15 protein-coding genes are annotated in these 14,953 nt (G+C 63.8%); 12 read left to right on the plus strand and 3 right to left on the minus strand.

What is annotated here, in order from left to right; translation table 11 throughout:
- Positions 1 to 16 precede the first annotated feature (16 nt).
- Both IVB07_RS24515 and IVB07_RS24520 read left to right on the plus strand, forming a co-directional pair.
- Complete coding sequence (locus IVB07_RS24515) at positions 17 to 880, plus strand: ABC transporter permease (RefSeq protein ID WP_026233654.1); 864 nt, start codon at positions 17 to 19, stop codon at positions 878 to 880.
- On the plus strand, positions 880 to 1,695 hold the full coding sequence (locus IVB07_RS24520) for an ABC transporter permease (RefSeq protein WP_018458752.1): 816 nt from the start codon (positions 880 to 882) through the stop codon (positions 1,693 to 1,695). The genes IVB07_RS24515 and IVB07_RS24520 overlap by 1 nt, the downstream gene beginning before the upstream one ends.
- Here IVB07_RS24520 and IVB07_RS24525 read toward each other — a convergent pair whose 3' ends face one another.
- Complete coding sequence (locus tag IVB07_RS24525) at positions 1,696 to 2,031, minus strand: hydroxyisourate hydrolase (RefSeq protein ID WP_026233653.1); 336 nt, start codon at positions 2,029 to 2,031, stop codon at positions 1,696 to 1,698.
- 26 nt (positions 2,032 to 2,057) lie between these two features.
- On the opposite strand from IVB07_RS24525, the gene IVB07_RS24530 reads away from it, so the two are divergent.
- Together IVB07_RS24530 and IVB07_RS24535 are read left to right on the plus strand one after the other, a co-directional pair.
- Complete coding sequence (locus IVB07_RS24530; RefSeq protein ID WP_026233652.1) at positions 2,058 to 3,254, plus strand: MFS transporter; 1,197 nt, start codon at positions 2,058 to 2,060, stop codon at positions 3,252 to 3,254.
- Positions 3,235 to 4,602, plus strand: a complete 1,368-nt coding sequence (locus tag IVB07_RS24535; protein ID WP_018458749.1) for an amidase — start codon at positions 3,235 to 3,237, stop codon at positions 4,600 to 4,602. Before IVB07_RS24530 ends, IVB07_RS24535 begins: the two co-directional genes overlap by 20 nt.
- A 33-nt stretch (positions 4,603 to 4,635) precedes the next feature.
- Here the strand turns inward: IVB07_RS24535 and IVB07_RS24540 are convergent, their stop codons facing one another.
- Together IVB07_RS24540 and IVB07_RS24545 are read right to left on the minus strand one after the other, a co-directional pair.
- Positions 4,636 to 5,592 (minus strand): MurR/RpiR family transcriptional regulator, encoded by a 957-nt coding sequence (locus tag IVB07_RS24540; RefSeq protein WP_018458748.1) that lies wholly within the window; start codon positions 5,590 to 5,592, stop codon positions 4,636 to 4,638.
- 23 nt (positions 5,593 to 5,615) lie between these two features.
- Positions 5,616 to 5,816, minus strand: coding sequence for a hypothetical protein (locus tag IVB07_RS24545; RefSeq protein ID WP_157643066.1), 201 nt, complete (start codon positions 5,814 to 5,816; stop codon positions 5,616 to 5,618).
- Between the two features lie 15 nt (positions 5,817 to 5,831).
- Here IVB07_RS24545 and IVB07_RS24550 point away from each other — a divergent pair, with 15 nt between their 5' ends.
- From IVB07_RS24550 to IVB07_RS24585, 8 genes are all read left to right on the plus strand, one after another.
- Positions 5,832 to 7,373, plus strand: coding sequence for an ABC transporter substrate-binding protein (locus IVB07_RS24550; protein ID WP_026233651.1), 1,542 nt, complete (start codon positions 5,832 to 5,834; stop codon positions 7,371 to 7,373).
- Positions 7,374 to 7,451: 78 nt separating this feature from the next.
- On the plus strand, positions 7,452 to 8,396 hold the full coding sequence (locus IVB07_RS24555) for an ABC transporter permease (RefSeq protein WP_018458746.1): 945 nt from the start codon (positions 7,452 to 7,454) through the stop codon (positions 8,394 to 8,396).
- Positions 8,393 to 9,253 (plus strand): ABC transporter permease, encoded by an 861-nt coding sequence (locus IVB07_RS24560; protein ID WP_018458745.1) that lies wholly within the window; start codon positions 8,393 to 8,395, stop codon positions 9,251 to 9,253. Before IVB07_RS24555 ends, IVB07_RS24560 begins: the two co-directional genes overlap by 4 nt.
- Positions 9,254 to 9,256: 3 nt before the next feature.
- On the plus strand, positions 9,257 to 10,231 hold the full coding sequence (locus IVB07_RS24565; protein WP_026233650.1) for an ABC transporter ATP-binding protein: 975 nt from the start codon (positions 9,257 to 9,259) through the stop codon (positions 10,229 to 10,231).
- A complete protein-coding gene (locus tag IVB07_RS24570) occupies positions 10,228 to 11,193 on the plus strand; it encodes an ABC transporter ATP-binding protein (protein ID WP_018458743.1) in 966 nt (321 codons plus the stop codon). Before IVB07_RS24565 ends, IVB07_RS24570 begins: the two co-directional genes overlap by 4 nt.
- Before the next feature lie 339 nt (positions 11,194 to 11,532).
- A complete protein-coding gene (locus IVB07_RS24575) occupies positions 11,533 to 12,783 on the plus strand; it encodes an ABC transporter substrate-binding protein (RefSeq protein WP_026233649.1) in 1,251 nt (416 codons plus the stop codon).
- A 130-nt stretch (positions 12,784 to 12,913) separates the two neighbouring features.
- The gene (locus tag IVB07_RS24580) at positions 12,914 to 13,741 is read left to right on the plus strand and encodes an AraC family transcriptional regulator (protein ID WP_018458741.1); all 828 of its coding nucleotides are present in this window, start codon (positions 12,914 to 12,916) and stop codon (positions 13,739 to 13,741) included.
- 200 nt (positions 13,742 to 13,941) lie between these two features.
- Positions 13,942 to 14,952: a branched-chain amino acid ABC transporter permease gene (locus IVB07_RS24585; RefSeq protein WP_247766703.1), complete on the plus strand. Its 1,011-nt coding sequence runs from the start codon at positions 13,942 to 13,944 to the stop codon at positions 14,950 to 14,952.
- The last annotated feature ends 1 nt before the right edge of the window (position 14,953 follow it).

Genomic DNA, 14,953 nt, shown 5'->3' on the forward strand with positions numbered 1-14,953 from the left:
GCTTCAAGGACTCATGATGGGCACAGCACCGGCATCACGAGACGTCACGTCCTACGGGATGGGATTGGCAGCGCCGCTGGCGCTGTTCTTCCTAGTGTTCTTAGTGGCGCCGCTGCTGCAATTACTGTGGCTCTCGTTGCACAACGACACGGCCGCGCTCCATTGGGGACTCGGCCAGTATCTGCACTTCCTCACCGATCCCTTCAGCCTCAGCGTGCTCGGCTCGACGCTGCTGCTTGGGGCCGAGGTGACGGCCGTCTGCCTCGTGCTCGGCTTTCCCATCGCCTGGCTTTACCAGCGGGTCGGGCCGCGGCTTCAGACCATCATCATCCTGATCGTGCTGCTGCCGCTTTTGACCAGCGTCGTGGTCCGTACCTTCGCCTGGATCGTCATCCTGGGCCGCCAGGGCATCATCAACGCGACGCTGCAATCGCTCGGCATCATCGAGACGCCCCTGAAACTGCTCTACACCCAGTTCGGCGTCGTCCTCGCGCTGGCGCAGGTGCAGATGCCGCTGATGACGCTGCCGCTGATCACCGCGCTCGGCCGGATCGATTCCAATCTCGACGACGCCTCCTGCTCGCTCGGCGCTGGAAGCTGGCGCACGTTCTTCCGGATCGTGCTGCCGCTGTCGCTGCCCGGCGTGATCGCCGGCTGCACGCTGACCTATGCCGCCGCGATCACGGCCTTCATCACCCAGTCGCTGATCGGCGGCGGACAGATGCTGTTCATGCCGATGTATCTTTACCAGCAGGCTTCGACCCTGCAGAACTGGCCGTTTGCCTCCGCAATCTCGATCATCTTTTTGCTCGCGGTGCTCGCGGTCGTCTCCGTCTTCACCACGCTCGGCCGCCTGTCGCGCGGCTATGGAGGTGCGTGATGAGCGGGCGCAAGCGCACCCTGGAGGCGTTCAGTTTCGAGCTGGTCATGAGCCTGATCGCCGCGATTGCGCTGATCATCATCATCGCGCCGTCGCTGGTGGTGCTGATCGTCTCGTTCACCAGCGGCTTCTCGCTGCGTTTTCCGCCGCCGGGCTATTCGCTGCGCTGGTACGCCGAATTGTGGAACGCCTGGCAGCTGCACTTCGCAGCCAAGAACAGCCTCATCGTGGCACTGTGGGCGACGGGCCTGTCCGTGGTGCTCGGCGTTGCCGCCGCGCTCGCGATCTCGCGCTCACCGACGCTGTCGGCGCGGCTGCTCGATTCCCTCTTCATGTCGCCGCTGGTTCTGCCGGCGCTGGCCTTTGGCCTTGCCGCGTTGATGCTGTTCTCGCTGGTCGGCCTGCCGGTGTCGCCGTTGACGCTGGTAATCGGCCACACCGTGGTCTGCGTGCCCTATGTCGTGCGCAATACGATTGCGGCGCTTGCCCAGCTGGAGCCGACCCTGCTGGAGAGCTCGGCCGTGCTGGGCGCCGGCCGCATCTACACGTTCCGGCGCATCGTGCTGCCGCTGATCCGGCCGGGCATCATCGCGGGCGCCTTCATCGCCTTCATGTCGTCCTTCGACAACGTGCCGGTGTCGCTGTTCCTGCGTGATGCCGCCACCGACATGCTGCCGATCCGGATGTGGCAGGACCTCGAGGGCAAGCTCGACGTCACCATCGCCGCGCTGTCGGGCGTGCTGATCATTGCAACCGTCGCGTTGGTCGCGATTATGGAGCGCGTCACGGGGTTATCGCGGCGGCTGACCAACTGATCAGGCGCCGCGGAACAGCGAATAGCCCCAGCGCGTGAATTTCAGCGGCAGGTGAAAATGCTCGTCAACATTCTTGATGCGAAAGCGGAACGGCGTCACCGTGAGAAACCCGTCGCGCTCGCCAAAGAACTCGCCGAGATGAAACAGGACCTCATACTCGCCCGCCGTCACGCCCGCCCCCTGCGCAACGGGATGATCGAGCACGCCGTTGACACCAAGCCGTCCGTCGGCGACGCGCAGCGAGTCCGGATCGATCCGCCAGATCTCGACGCGCAGACCCTGCGCCGGGCGTCCGCTCGCCACATCGACCGCGTGAATGGAAATGCCACCTGCCACAATGTTCCCCCCGAGAGCGCTGCACCATGGTAGACGCAAACACGGCCGTTCGACCAGCGCCCGCATTGCTGCCCGCGCTTGGCGCCACGACCTCATTGCAGGCGCTGGTGGCTCTGGCTCTGTTCGCGCCGGGCGTGGTGGCACCGCGCGCCCATATCGAGGTCTGGCAGCTCTCGATGTTCTCCTGCGCCGTGTTCGCGGTCGGCATTCCCGCCTCGTTCTGGGGCGGCGGCTTCATCGCCCGCCTGGGCTCGATGCGGATCGCGAGCCTCTGCGCGGCGGCGATCATCGCCAGCATGGCGCTGGCTTCGCTCGGCTCGACGGCGGCCCTGCTCGCAGCCGGCCTCTGTCTTGGCCTCGCCTTCGGACCGGAGACGCCCGCAAGCGCGGTGCTGCTGGCGCGGCTCGTGACGGCCGAGCGGCGCGCGTTCGTGTTCTCGGTTCGCCAGACCGGAAACCAGATCGGCGCCGTCTGCGGCTCGCTGGTTCTGCCCGCGATCGCAATCTCGCTCGGGCCCGCCTGGTGCTATGCCGCCGTGGGCGCCTGTGCGCTGCTGGCGATAGCGTGGTTCGAGCGCCTGCGGCCCGCCTACGCCGTCAAGGTCGTGCCACTGCCGGAGCTTAGCCTTCGCACGCGGCTGGCACTGGTGATCGCGGACCGGCGCATCGCAATGCTGGCGCTGGCCTCGATGCCCTTCAGCGCGATGCAGGTGTCGCTCAATACGGTCTTCGTCACGCTCGGCACCCGCGAGCTCGGCCTCAGCCATGTCGAGGCCGGCATGGCGCTTGCTTGCGCCCAGGCCGGCGGCCTGATCGGCCGGCTCGGCTGGGGCTTCGTCGCAACGCGCCTCAATGCCTCGCGCGGAGTTCTCGTCGTCATCGGCCTCGGTATGACGTTCTGCGCCGCGCTGCTGGGTCTCGATGGCGTATCGCTCGGGCGGACCGGCCAGTTCGCGATTGCAACTCTGTTCGGCCTGACGGCCTCCGGGTGGAACGGTGTCTTCGTCGCCGAGATCGCACGCCTCGCCCCGCAGGACAGGATTGGCGAAACCACCGGCGCGGTGCTGACCGCATCCTACGCCGGCCTCTTGGCAGCACCGGCGCTGGTGTCCTTCCTGGACAGCGCAGCCAGTCTCGGTGCCGCCTTCTTCGCCTTGGCTTGCCTCGCCCTCTGCGGCACATTGGCACTGGTCTGGGGAGGCCATGACAAAGGGAAGAAGTAGCGCGTGCGAGATTGCGGCCGACGTCTCCGCCGGACGAACGAGTGCGGTCGAGACCGCCAAGGCCGCGCTTGCGCGCATCGAGGCCGCCAAGGCGCTGAACGCAGTGGTGACGACCGCTCCTGCGCGTACGCTTGCCGACGCCGCAGCGGTCGATGATCGCCTGCGTGCCGGCGAGACGATGCCGCTCGCCGGTGTCCCCGTCGTCGTCAAGGACAACATCTGGGTCCGTGACTGGCGTGTGACACAGGGCTCGCGCCTGTTCGCCGAATTCGTCGCGCCGCAGGATGCGATTGCGATCGAGCAGCTGCGCAAGGCCGGCGCCGTCGTCGTCGGCATCGGCGCAACGTCGGAATTCGCCTGCAAGGGCGTGACCACCTCGCCGCTGTATGGGCCAACGCGGCATCCGCTGGATCCCACGTTGACGCCCGGCGGCTCGTCGGGCGGCCCTGCCACGGCGGTTGCGGCCGGCCTCGTGCCGCTAGCGATCGGCACCGATGCGGGCGGCTCGAGCCGCAGGCCGCCGGCCCATGTCGGCGTCGCGGGGTTCAAACCGTCCTATGGCGCGATCCCCTATGGGCCAGGCTTCGCCGAACCGTTTTTCGGCCTCTCCGTCATCGCGCCGATCGCCACTGACGTTGCCGATATCGCGCTGGCGTTCGAGGCCATGGCCGGCGTCGATCCGCGCGATCCGGATTCAGCCGGCATCGCTCAAGAGGCCAAAAACATCGCCGGTCTGCGCATCGCGTTCTCGCCGCGCCTTGGGCTCGACGTCGCCGTCGACGATGTTGTCGCTGAAGGGCTCGCTTTCGCCATCGCGCGTCTCTCCGCCGCTGGCCTCAGCATCGCGCAGCGCGATCCCGTCTGGCCGGCGGGCGCGACGGAAGAGGCTATCATGCCGCTTCAGCAGGCCGGCCTCGCCGCACTCTATCGAGATGCCTTCCGCGAGGATCCGACCGTGTTCGATCCTGACATCGCCAGACAGATCGAGCGAGGGCTGTCGTGGTCGGGCGCCGACGTTGCCGGTGCGCTGCTGGCAAGCGCCGCAATCGCCAATGCTTTCGCGGCATTCTTCACCGAGGTTGATCTGCTGCTGGCGCCAACCGTTCCCTGTGTCGCCTGGCCATTCACCCAGCTCGGACCCGACATGATCGGTGGCCGCGCGGCGAGCCCGCGCGCGCACGCGGCGTTAACGCCCTTTGTCAATCATGCTCGTCTGCCGGCGATTTCGCTGCCGTGCGGAACGGATCGGTGCGAACTTCCATTCGGCCTTCAGGTCATCGCCGCGCGCGGACAAGACCGCACGCTGCTTGAAGCAGCGCAAGAGATCGAGGCCATATTGCGAACATAATCCCGAGAGGCGGGCGGTGGGCTAATTGCCCGCTCAGTCTCCCAGCGGCCCTTTGGCGTCCCCGTCGCTCCCCTTCAGCAACTCGTATTTGATCCGCCGCATGCGCGCCTGGGCTTCGAGCGGTTTGCAATAGGCAGTTGACGCCGCAAGCAGATCGATGGTGGCGAGAAATGCATAGCGCGACGCCGTCGGCTTGAGCGCGTCGGGCGCCTCGGGCACGTGTACGCCAAGCGCAATATCGGCGATCGAGGCCAGCCTGCTTTGCGGCTTGGTAATTGCGATGACCAAGGCGCCGTATTGCTTGGCGATACTGGCTGCCTCGATCACCTCGTTGGCTGCACCGGTGGTCGAGATGGCAACGACGACATCATCCCGTCCGAAGGTCGCGGCAATCATGCGCATCAAGCTCGGATCGGAGGCATGCGAGACGGCAATCCCAAGACGAAAGAACCGGTTCTGAACCTCCGCCGCCGCAAGAGTGGAACCGCCCCCCACCCCGAACGCTGCAAGCTTCGAACAGCGGGAGATAGCTTCGGCAGCCCGCTCGATGTCCTCCTTGCGAAGTCCCTCCTCGGCAGCGGCAATTGCACGGCGAATTTCCTGAAACACCGACCGCCAGAGCGCGGGGCGCGCCAGATCGGTCCCGACATGCGGGGGAAGCTCAACGTAAATCCGCCCGACCGCCATTGCTTGAGCCAGCCTCACCTTGAGGTCGCGGACGCCCCGGCAACCGACGGAGCGGCTGAACCGGGTTACCGTCGGCTCGCTGACGCGCGCCCGACGGGCCAACTCGGAATTGCTGGCGTGAACGGCAAACTCCATATCGGCCAGCAGCACCGTGGCAACGCGTTGCTCGGACGGGCTGAGGCTTAGAGCGCTCTGCCTGATGAGGGAGATGATGTCGCCGGCCACGACATTGTCGTCGCCGGGCGGCTTCGAGATTGCTGCACCAACGGCTCTCGCCGGGTGATTTCGCTTTGCACGCGCCATTGCCCGCCCTTTCCCAGGTCAGATCAACCTGCGCCCTTGGCAAGAAGCTGCCGTAAGAAACCTTCAGCATCGACCAAACGTATATCGGCATGCCACATCAATAACAGCATTTTCTGCTTGATAATTGCCAAATTGTGTATGTAACTTTCAAACAAGCAATAGCGCGCCGTCAGCCCAACAGCTGAAAGGCACATCCCTGCACCGGGAAGCAGGCGGCTCAACAAGGCGGGAGGGCGATCATGAGATACGGTCCAAGTGTCTTGATGCGTGGCGTCGTGGGGCTGGCCACCGCGTCATTTTTGATTGCGCAGGCCAATGCCGCCACCCTGCTACGCGAAGCCACCATCGGAGAACCGCCGCCGCTCGATGTCATGCTGACGACCGCCGACGTCGCATCGGTCATCGGCCGCCACATCTTCGAGACCCTGTATGCGCTAGACTCGACCTATACGCCGCGTCCGATGCTGGCCGAGAGCGATCGCACGGAAGACGGCGGTCGGACCATCGTCATCAAGCTCCGCGAAGGAGTCCTCTTCCACAACGGCAAGGAGATGACCGCCAAGGACGTAGTCGCCTCGATGACGCGATGGGGCAGTTTCGGTGCACGCGGCAAGCTCCTGATGGCGGCGGCTACGTCGGTCGAGGCGACCGGAAAGTATGAAGTCACGCTGAAATTGTCCGCGCCGAACGGCGCCTGGAAGGCTCTCATTGCGGACGTCAATGGCGGTCTTGCGATCTATCCGGAAGACATAGCCGCCAAAGCGGGGAACCGGCCGATCGAGCAGAAGGACTATATCGGCACCGGGCCCTACAAGTTCGTGGAGTGGCGGCCGAACCGCTATGTCGAGGTGGAGAGGTTCGAGGGCTACAAGCCGGTGAAGGAAAAGGGTGACGGCTTCGCCGGCGCCCGCGTTGCGAGCTTCGACAAGATCCGGTTCATTCCGGTGCCTGACGTCGGCACGCGCGTGAGCGGCGTGCAGGCGGGTGACTACGACTATGCGGAAATGATCTCCGGCGATCTGTACGAGTCCCTGAGCAAAGATCCATCGGTCCAGGTGCAGCGTACCAACGCGCCGATCTTCGGCCTTTTCTTCATGAACTCGAAGCAGGGAATCCTGAAGGACAATTACAAGCTCCGCCGCGCCATCCAGACCGCGCTGGACAAGTCGCAGGCGCTGCGCGTCGCCTTCGGTCCCAAAGACCTGTGGAATGCCGAAGGATCGATCTTTCCCAATGGCACCCCCTGGTACTCGACGGAAGGCGCCTCAAATTATAGTGCGCACGATCCGAAGAAGGCCAAGGAGCTCGCAAAGGAGGCGGACTACACGGGGACGCCGATCCGCCTGCTGGTCTCGACGAACTATCAGGCACACTATGACGAAGCCTCCGTCTTCACCCGTCAGCTGGCCGACGCCGGAATCAATGTTCAGATGATGGTCGTCGATTGGGCGACCCTTCTGAAGATGCGCGGCCAGCCGGAACAGTGGGACATCTTCGTCACGCACCATTCCTTCGCGCCGGACCCGCTGCTGCTCACGTTCCTGAATGCGAGTTATCCCGGCTGGTGGGACAGCCCCGAGATCGGCTCGCTTCGGGCCGAGTTGATCAACACGACCGATCCAGCCGCGCGCAAGTCGACATGGGACAAGATCCAGTCGCTGATCTATGAGCAGGTACCGGTGATGAAAGTAGGCGATGCCTACACCTACGACATTGCTTCTCCCAAGCTCAAGGGGCTCAACCCAAACGGTCCGGTGTTCTGGAATGTGTCCACGAAATAAGGACGGGCAATGAGGCCGCGAGGACTGTCGAGCGCCGGCGCCGGCGCGCATCGTTGCCGCTGACAGGCGCCCAATCACATGTGGTCTTACGCATTCAAGCGCGCAGGAACGACGGCGGTGACGCTGCTGGCAGCGTCCATCATCATCTTCGCGTTCATCCATATCGTGCCGGGTGACCCGATCTATGTTTTGCTCGGTGATACCGCGACTCCCGACCAGATCGACGCCTTGCGACACCAGCTCGGTCTCGACCAGCCGATCATCCTGCAATATCTCACTTGGGCCGGCCATGTGCTCGAGGGCGACCTCGGGCGGTCGATCTTCTTCCAGGCGCCCGTGCTGTCGATGATTGCCGATGGCGCCGAGACCAGCACCTTGCTCGCCACCATGACGATGATCTGGGTTGCCGTCATCGGCGTGCCGATCGGAATGATTGCGGCGGTCCGGCACGGCACGTGGCTCGATCAGGGATTGTCCGGTGGGGCGATGCTGATGGCCTCGATACCCACGTTCTGGGTCGGGCTCTATCTGATCCTGATCTTCGCCGCGTGGCTCGGCTGGTTTCCGAGCTCCGGCTATCCGTCGATCTTCGAAGGCGGTGTCGTCAATCTCCGCTATCTCGTCCTCCCCAGCCTGGCGCTTGCGGCTCCGAATGCTGCTTTGATCCTGCGGCTGACGCGCGCCAGCATGCTCGACGTCTCCCGGGAGGACTACGTGCGCACGGCGCGGGCAAAGGGAATCCGGCCGTGGCAGGTCGTGCGCCGCCACATCTGGCGCAATGCACTCCTGGCGGTCGTCTCGGCCTTCGGCTTCACCTTCGCCGCGCTGCTGTCCGAGGCGGTGGTGACCGAAACCGTGTTTGCCCTGCCCGGCATCGGCCGCCTCGTCGTTCAGTCGATCCTTCGCCGAGACTACCCTGTGATCCAGGGCGTCATCCTGGTCATCGTGGTGGTTTATCTCCTGATCAATCTGATCGTCGATCTGAGCTATCGTCTGCTCGATCCGCGGGTTGAACTTCAATGAGCAGCAACAGCGTGACATTGTGGCTCAAGCCGTTCATCGCCCGCCCGATCGCGCTGGCCGGGCTCGGCGTCCTTCTGGCGACTGTGCTCGCCGCGGTCTTCGCACCCTGGCTGTCGCCTTACGATCCGTATGCCATCGATCCCCTGATCCGCCTGACGCCCCCGAACATGACCCACTGGTTCGGCACCGACCAATTCGGCCGGGATACCCTGTCGCGCACCATTCATTCAGCACGCATGGCACTTTTGATCGGCTCGGGCGTGGTCGTCTTCGCTCTCGCGACAGGCGTTCCGGCCGGCGTACTTTCCGCACTGTTCCCGCGGCTGGGTCACCTGCTGATGCGCATGGTCGACGTGCTGATGGCCTTCCCGACTCTGCTTCTCGCACTTGGCCTGATTGTCATCTTGAGCCCGAGTGTGGCCACCGTCATTCTGGCCATTGGGATCGGCTACATGACGACGACGACCCGCATCGTCTACGGACTGACGCTGCGCTTGCGCGCGGAAACCTATGTCGAGGCGTCCCGCAGCATGGGCGCCGGAGCGGCATGGCTCATCAGTCGGCACATCTTGCCGAACCTGGTCTCGCCACTTCTCGTGCAGGCCAGCTTCGTCTTCGCGTTCGCGCAGCTCGGCGCGGCTTCACTCGATTTCCTGGGCCTCGGCGCCCCTCCGGACATTCCGAGCTGGGGCAATATGCTGGCGGAGTCACGGACCTTCATCACCCGCGCGCCGTGGCTGCTCTTCTTCCCGGGCATGATGATCGTGGCGACGGCATTTTCTCTGAACCTGGTCGGCGATGCATTGCGCGATCGACTCGATCCGCGGTTCCGTCAAGTCTTTGGTGAGAAGGGTTAGGCCGTGCTGACAGTTTGCGACCTTACGGTGTCAGTGGGGCCGGAAACCGCGCCGGTCGACATCGTCGCGGGCGTGTCCTTCGGCTTGGCCAAGGGCGAAATCCTCGGCCTCGTCGGCGAGTCCGGCTGCGGAAAGAGCATGACCTCGCTTGCGGTCATGGGATTGCTGCCGCAGCCCGGTCCCCGAGTCCGGGCCGGGCGCGTCCTGTTGGAGGGCTGCGACGTAACGCAGCTGCAGCCCTGGCAACGTGTCGAAGCGGGCCACGGCCGCATGGCAATGATCTTTCAGGAGCCGATGACCTCACTGAACCCTGTTCGTCGGATCGGCGATCAGATCGCCGAAGCCGTACGCGTGCATGAGGGAATTTCGGGCGCAGCGGCGCTGGTCCGTGCGCGCGAACTGCTCGAACTGGTACGTATGCCGGACCCCAAAATGCAGCTGTCCGCGTATCCCCATCAGTTGTCCGGAGGCCAACGCCAGCGGGTCATGATCGCGATTGCGCTGGCCTGCAGGCCACAGGTGCTGGTCGCCGACGAACCGACCACTGCGCTGGATGTCACCATACAGGTTCAGATTCTCGGGCTCTTGCGCGAGCTCTGCAATCGGCTCGATATGGCGATATTGTTCATCACTCACGACATGGGAGTCATTGCGCAGCTCGCCGATCGTGTCGCTGTCATGTACGCCGGCCAGATCGTGGAAACCGCTTCAGTCGATGCGCTGTTCGGCGCACCCCGTCATCATTACACCCGCGGACTGATGGATTGCATGCCGTCGCGAAATTCCGGCGCGCGCCGGCTGCCGACCATTTCTGGTCAGCCGCCGCTGCCAGGTTCGGTCGCCGCTGGCTGCGTGTTTGCCTTGCGTTGCGCAGCGGTGCGCGATGAGTGCCGCGTGGCGACCCCGCCCCGCCTGGAGGCTTCCCAAGGGCACGAGGTGCTCTGCGCGTTTCCGCTGGCCGGCGGAGAGCTGCCATGAGCGGCAATGTAATCCTCGAGGTCCGGGACATGATGGTCTCGTTCAGTGCCAGGCGGGCCGGTCGGAAATACCGGGTGCAGGCGGTGGATGGTGTATCGCTGTCGCTGGCCGAAGGCGAGGTCCTCGGGATCGTGGGCGAGTCCGGCTGCGGCAAGACCACGCTGGGCCGAGCCCTCGTCGGGCTGGTCCAGCCCGACAGCGGCAACTTCAATTTGAAGGGAACCGAAATGATCGGAGCCCGCGGCTCCGGCCTCCGCGAGATGCGTCTGAGCGTCCGGATGGTTTTCCAGGACCCCAATGCATCGCTCAACCCGCGGCGCGCAATTGGAGATTCGGTGGCGGAGGCGGCCGACATCAGCGGCTTCTTCAAGAACCGCGCCGAGCGCAGCGCGGCCATAGCTGCCACCTTGACGGCCGTCGGGTTGAACCCGTCTTTCGCCGCTCGCTACCCCTACGAACTGAGTGGCGGGCAACGGCAACGGGTCGGAATCGCACGCGCCATTCTTCCCACGCCGTGCATCATCGTCGCCGACGAGCCGGTCTCGGCCCTCGACGTGTCCGTGCAGGCCCAAGTGCTCAATCTGATGATGGATCTGCGTGACCAATTGAGACTGTCGATGCTCTTCATCTCGCACGACCTTGGCGTGATCGGGCAGATCAGCAGCCGCGTTGCTGTCATGTATATGGGCCGCATCGTGGAGCAGGCCGGGACGCGGACGGTCCTGGATCATCCGCTCCATCCCTATACGCGCGCGTTGGTGGCGGCAATTCCGAAGCCCGATCCATCGAAACGGATCCAGGGCGCGATCGAAATGGGTGAACCGCCAAGCCTCTTCACGCGACCGCACGGCTGTGCATATGCGCCCCGCTGCCCTATGGCCAGCGATCGCTGTCTCGTCGATGTGCCACAACTTCGATTTGTCGGTGCGGACGGTCGGACGATCGCCTGCCACAACGTATAACCAGCGAGTGCCGCGCGCCGCGAAATGACGCAACGCCTACGATTGATTTCTCCTCTATTCGAGCGATCCAATTCAAGCGGCGGCAGTCCGCGGCCGCCATGCGGCTGGCGGGTGCAAATCGGGAAGCCTGACGCCTGTTGCACCGCGATGTTAATCGCGACGCAACATTCAAAATGAGACTGCCCGTTAAGCCGCGCACGGCTCCAGCACGTGCGCTGCATCGGAGTTCGGTTAGCCTCCGTTTCAAGCACCGTTAGCCTTGTCCGAACGCCGCACCGCGCGGCGGGCGCGTCAAGGCGCGGTGAAAAACAGTGACAAGAACGCCCAGGGAGGAGAGCAATGTTGAAAGGCAGTCTAGGACTGATCGCGTTGAGCAGCCTGTTACTTTCGGGCACCGCCTTCGCACAGGAGAAGATCAAGGTCGGCGTCACCGCGACGCTCGAAGGCACCTACACCGTACTCGGCGAGGACGGCATCCGCGGCTTCCAGACGGCCCTCAACGTCCTCGGCAAGAAGGTCGGCGACAAGGAACTCGAATTTGTCATCGCCTCGACCGACGCGACGCCGGACTCCGCCGTACGAGCCGTGCGCAAGCTGATCGAGCAGGACAAGGTACAGATCCTGCTGTCGCCGCTCTCTGGTGACGAAGGCATCGCGGTCAAAAATTTTGCAAAGACCCATCCCGAACTGACCTTCATCAACGCCGCCTCCGGGGCCCAGGAAACGACCTATGTCGATCCGGCTCCGAACTTTTTCCGCTACAACATGGACGGTGCGCAGTGGCAGGTGGGCCTCGGCAAATATGCTTATGACGAAAAGAAGTATCGCAAGATCGCGACCGTCGGCGAAGACTACTCCTTCATCTATACGCAGGTGTTCGGCCTCGTGCTCGAGTTCTGCGGTGCCGGCGGACAGGTCACCAACCGGCAATGGGTGCCGCTCGGCACCAAGGACTTTGCCTCGGTCATCGCCGCACTGCCCGACGACGTCGACGCAATCTATCTCGGCCTCGGCGGCGCCGACGCCGTCAACTTCCTGAATCAGTACCAGCAGGCCGGCGGCAAGGCGCATCTGATGGGCGGCTCGATCATGATCGACCAGACCATCCTGTCGTCCAAGGGAAACGCCAAGAATGCCCTGATCGGCACGCTGGCCGCGAGCGGCCAGGCCGACACTTGGGAGAACCCAAGTTGGCAGAAGTTCGTGAAGGACTATCAGGACGCCTTCCCGCCCAACAAGCGCTTCCCGAGCCCATCGCTGCTCGCCACCAACTATTACGGCTCGACCATGGCGCTGATCCAGGCGCTCCGCCAGGTCAATGGCGATCTCTCCAACAATCAGGCCAAGTACAAGGAGGCCCTTGCCAAGATCGAGATCGACGCACCCAACGGCAAGATCAAGCTGGACTCCAACCGCCAGGCGATCGGCACCAACTTTGTCACCGAGGTCGTCGACGACGGCAAGGGCGCGCTGTTCTCAAAGGTCGTGAAGGTGATCCCGGACGTCAACCAAACGCTGGGCTACGATCCCGCGGTGTTCGCCAAAATCGGTTTGCCGAGCCGCACAGTACCGGAATGTAAGAAATACTGACCTAGTCTCATTCGCGAGCGATGACCGGCCGGGGAGAGATTTGCCAGAAGCGCGACACGTGCGCCCTTGCATTCTCTCCTCGGTTGTTGAACGCTACCAAAAAATACCAAGAGCTTTTGGGAGGAGAGGCATGAGCCGGGCGCTCGCCGTCTTCCACGGCCGCTTTGGTCGGGCGACGGTCTATCAGTTGAACCGCCCTTTCAACATCCACGCACATCGCGAAGGTCATTTGATCTTCCATGTCGGCGGGCGTTCCGCATGCATCGATGTCAGTGACGGACGTTACGAGCTCACCGAAGGTTCCGTCGTCGCGGTCAATCCGTGGGAGCCGCATAATTTCCTGCCGTCCGATCTCGAAGGCGGCGCCGTTTTCTTCGTGCTCTACGTCAATGCGGAGTGGTTTGCGCCCGACGCGCCCGGCGCCGACCGCCTGCGCTTCGGCCGCACCCAGTTCACGCGGTCCGTTGCGCTGGACAAGCACATCAGGCACGCAGCCGCCCTCGTGTGCGGCGCTCCCTCGCTCAACAGCCTCGATGGCGAGCTGAGAAGCCTGATCGACATCTGTTATGACGAAAGCTGGCAACAGGCGGTGACCGCGCGCGATCCGCGCGCAAACGGTTCCGTCACGGATTTTCGTGTGCGCAAGTGCATCAAGATGATGTCGGAGAGTCCTGGCGCCGAGATCGAGCTCGATACCATCGCGCGCGAATCTGGCCTTTCCCGGCCGCATTTCTACCGGCTCTTCCGCACCCAGACCGGCGTCACGCCACACCTCTATCTCAACACGCTGATGATGGAGCAGGCGCTGGAGGCGCTGGTGGCGAGCGAAGCGCCGATCGCCGATATCGGCTTCGATCTCGGCTTCTCGTCGCAGAGCGGATTCACCCGCTTCTTCGCTGCCAATGTCGGCATGGCGCCGACCGATTATCGCCGCGCGGCCAAGGTTTTGCGCGCCTGAGGTCACGCGAAAAGATACTCACGATCAAGCGCCTCCGTTACAGCCGCATTAGGATGCGACAAACGCGATCCCGAAACGAGGATCGCGCGCGATAGGGAGCGCACGTTCATGGCAGGGCTTGCGGCCGGCGACGGTCTGCGTGCCCCTCCGCCCCGCTTGCGGGGTGAGAGATGGGGTGACGCGAAGACGGAGCGGCGATCATGACCCGCTTTGTCGAACGCCATCCCGCCTGGGCACTGATTGTCATCATCGCAATCGCGGCAGCACTTTGGCTAATTTTCGCAGTGTGGCCGCAGAGCGTCGAAGATGCGTTCGGCCGCAAGCGGGTCTTCCTCAACGCGCTCTTCAACGGCATCACGCTCGGCGGTCTCTATTTCCTCGTCGCCAGCGGCTTTACGCTGATCTTCGGCTTAATGCGTAACGTCAACCTCGCGCACGGCTCGCTCTATTTGTTCGGCGGCTATGTCGGCTACGCCATCAGCGTCGCGACCGGTTCATGGGTCCTCAGCTTCATCGTCGCTTTCATCCTGACGGCACTGGTCGGCGTCCTGCTCCAGGTCCTCGTCTTCCGCCGCATGGAAGGCCAGGACCTGCGCCAGACCATGGTGACGATCGGACTCTCGATCGTGTTCGCCGATTTGATGCTGTGGGCATGCGGTGGCGATTTCTATCAGATCCAGACCCCGAACTGGCTGATCGGACCTGTGGAGCTGCCGCTGGTCACTGCGGTCAAGTCCTCAGGTGAGCCGGTCTATCTCCGCTATCCCCTGGTCCGACTCGTGATCTTCGTCGCCTCCGTCGTGATCGGCGTGGCGATGTGGCTGGCGCTCAACCGCACGCGCATCGGCATGATCATCCGCGCCGGGGTCGACGATCGCGACATCCTGGCTGCGACCGGAGTACGGATCCAACTCGTTTTCGTGGTGGTGTTTGCGCTCGGCGCCGGCCTCGCTGGCGTTGCGGGCGTTGTCGGCGGAACGTTCCAGTCGCTCTCACCCGGCGAGGATATCCGCTTCCTGCTCGCCTCCCTCGTCGTTGTGATCGTCGGTGGCATGGGCTCGATCCCAGGGGCTGCGCTGGGCGCGCTCATCATCGGCCTCGCCGAACAGCTCGGCTCGGTCTACATCCCGACCTACGCCATCGTCGTGACCTTCCTGATCATGGTTTTGGTGCTGGCAATTCGGCCGCAGGGCCTGTTGACGAGGCGCTGAC

It is taken from the genome of Bradyrhizobium sp. 172, assembly GCF_023101065.1.
Taxonomy (GTDB): domain Bacteria; phylum Pseudomonadota; class Alphaproteobacteria; order Rhizobiales; family Xanthobacteraceae; genus Bradyrhizobium; species Bradyrhizobium canariense_D.

Bases quoted from the DNA above. Each gene is read 5' to 3' on its own strand.
- IVB07_RS24535 (WP_018458749.1), top strand. From the start codon at position 3,235: ATGACAAAGGGAAGAAGTAGCGCGTGCGAGATTGCGGCCGACGTCTCC.
- IVB07_RS24515 (WP_026233654.1), top strand. From the start codon at position 17: ATGGGCACAGCACCGGCATCACGAGACGTCACGTCCTACGGGATGGGA.
- IVB07_RS24530 (WP_026233652.1), top strand. From the start codon at position 2,058: ATGGTAGACGCAAACACGGCCGTTCGACCAGCGCCCGCATTGCTGCCC.
- IVB07_RS24580 (WP_018458741.1), top strand. From the start codon at position 12,914: ATGAGCCGGGCGCTCGCCGTCTTCCACGGCCGCTTTGGTCGGGCGACG.
- IVB07_RS24575 (WP_026233649.1), top strand. From the start codon at position 11,533: ATGTTGAAAGGCAGTCTAGGACTGATCGCGTTGAGCAGCCTGTTACTT.
- IVB07_RS24520 (WP_018458752.1), top strand. From the start codon at position 880: ATGAGCGGGCGCAAGCGCACCCTGGAGGCGTTCAGTTTCGAGCTGGTC.
- IVB07_RS24555 (WP_018458746.1), top strand. From the start codon at position 7,452: ATGTGGTCTTACGCATTCAAGCGCGCAGGAACGACGGCGGTGACGCTG.
- IVB07_RS24570 (WP_018458743.1), top strand. From the start codon at position 10,228: ATGAGCGGCAATGTAATCCTCGAGGTCCGGGACATGATGGTCTCGTTC.
- IVB07_RS24540 (WP_018458748.1), bottom strand. From the start codon at position 5,592: ATGGCGCGTGCAAAGCGAAATCACCCGGCGAGAGCCGTTGGTGCAGCA.
- IVB07_RS24550 (WP_026233651.1), top strand. From the start codon at position 5,832: ATGAGATACGGTCCAAGTGTCTTGATGCGTGGCGTCGTGGGGCTGGCC.
- IVB07_RS24585 (WP_247766703.1), top strand. From the start codon at position 13,942: ATGACCCGCTTTGTCGAACGCCATCCCGCCTGGGCACTGATTGTCATC.
- IVB07_RS24560 (WP_018458745.1), top strand. From the start codon at position 8,393: ATGAGCAGCAACAGCGTGACATTGTGGCTCAAGCCGTTCATCGCCCGC.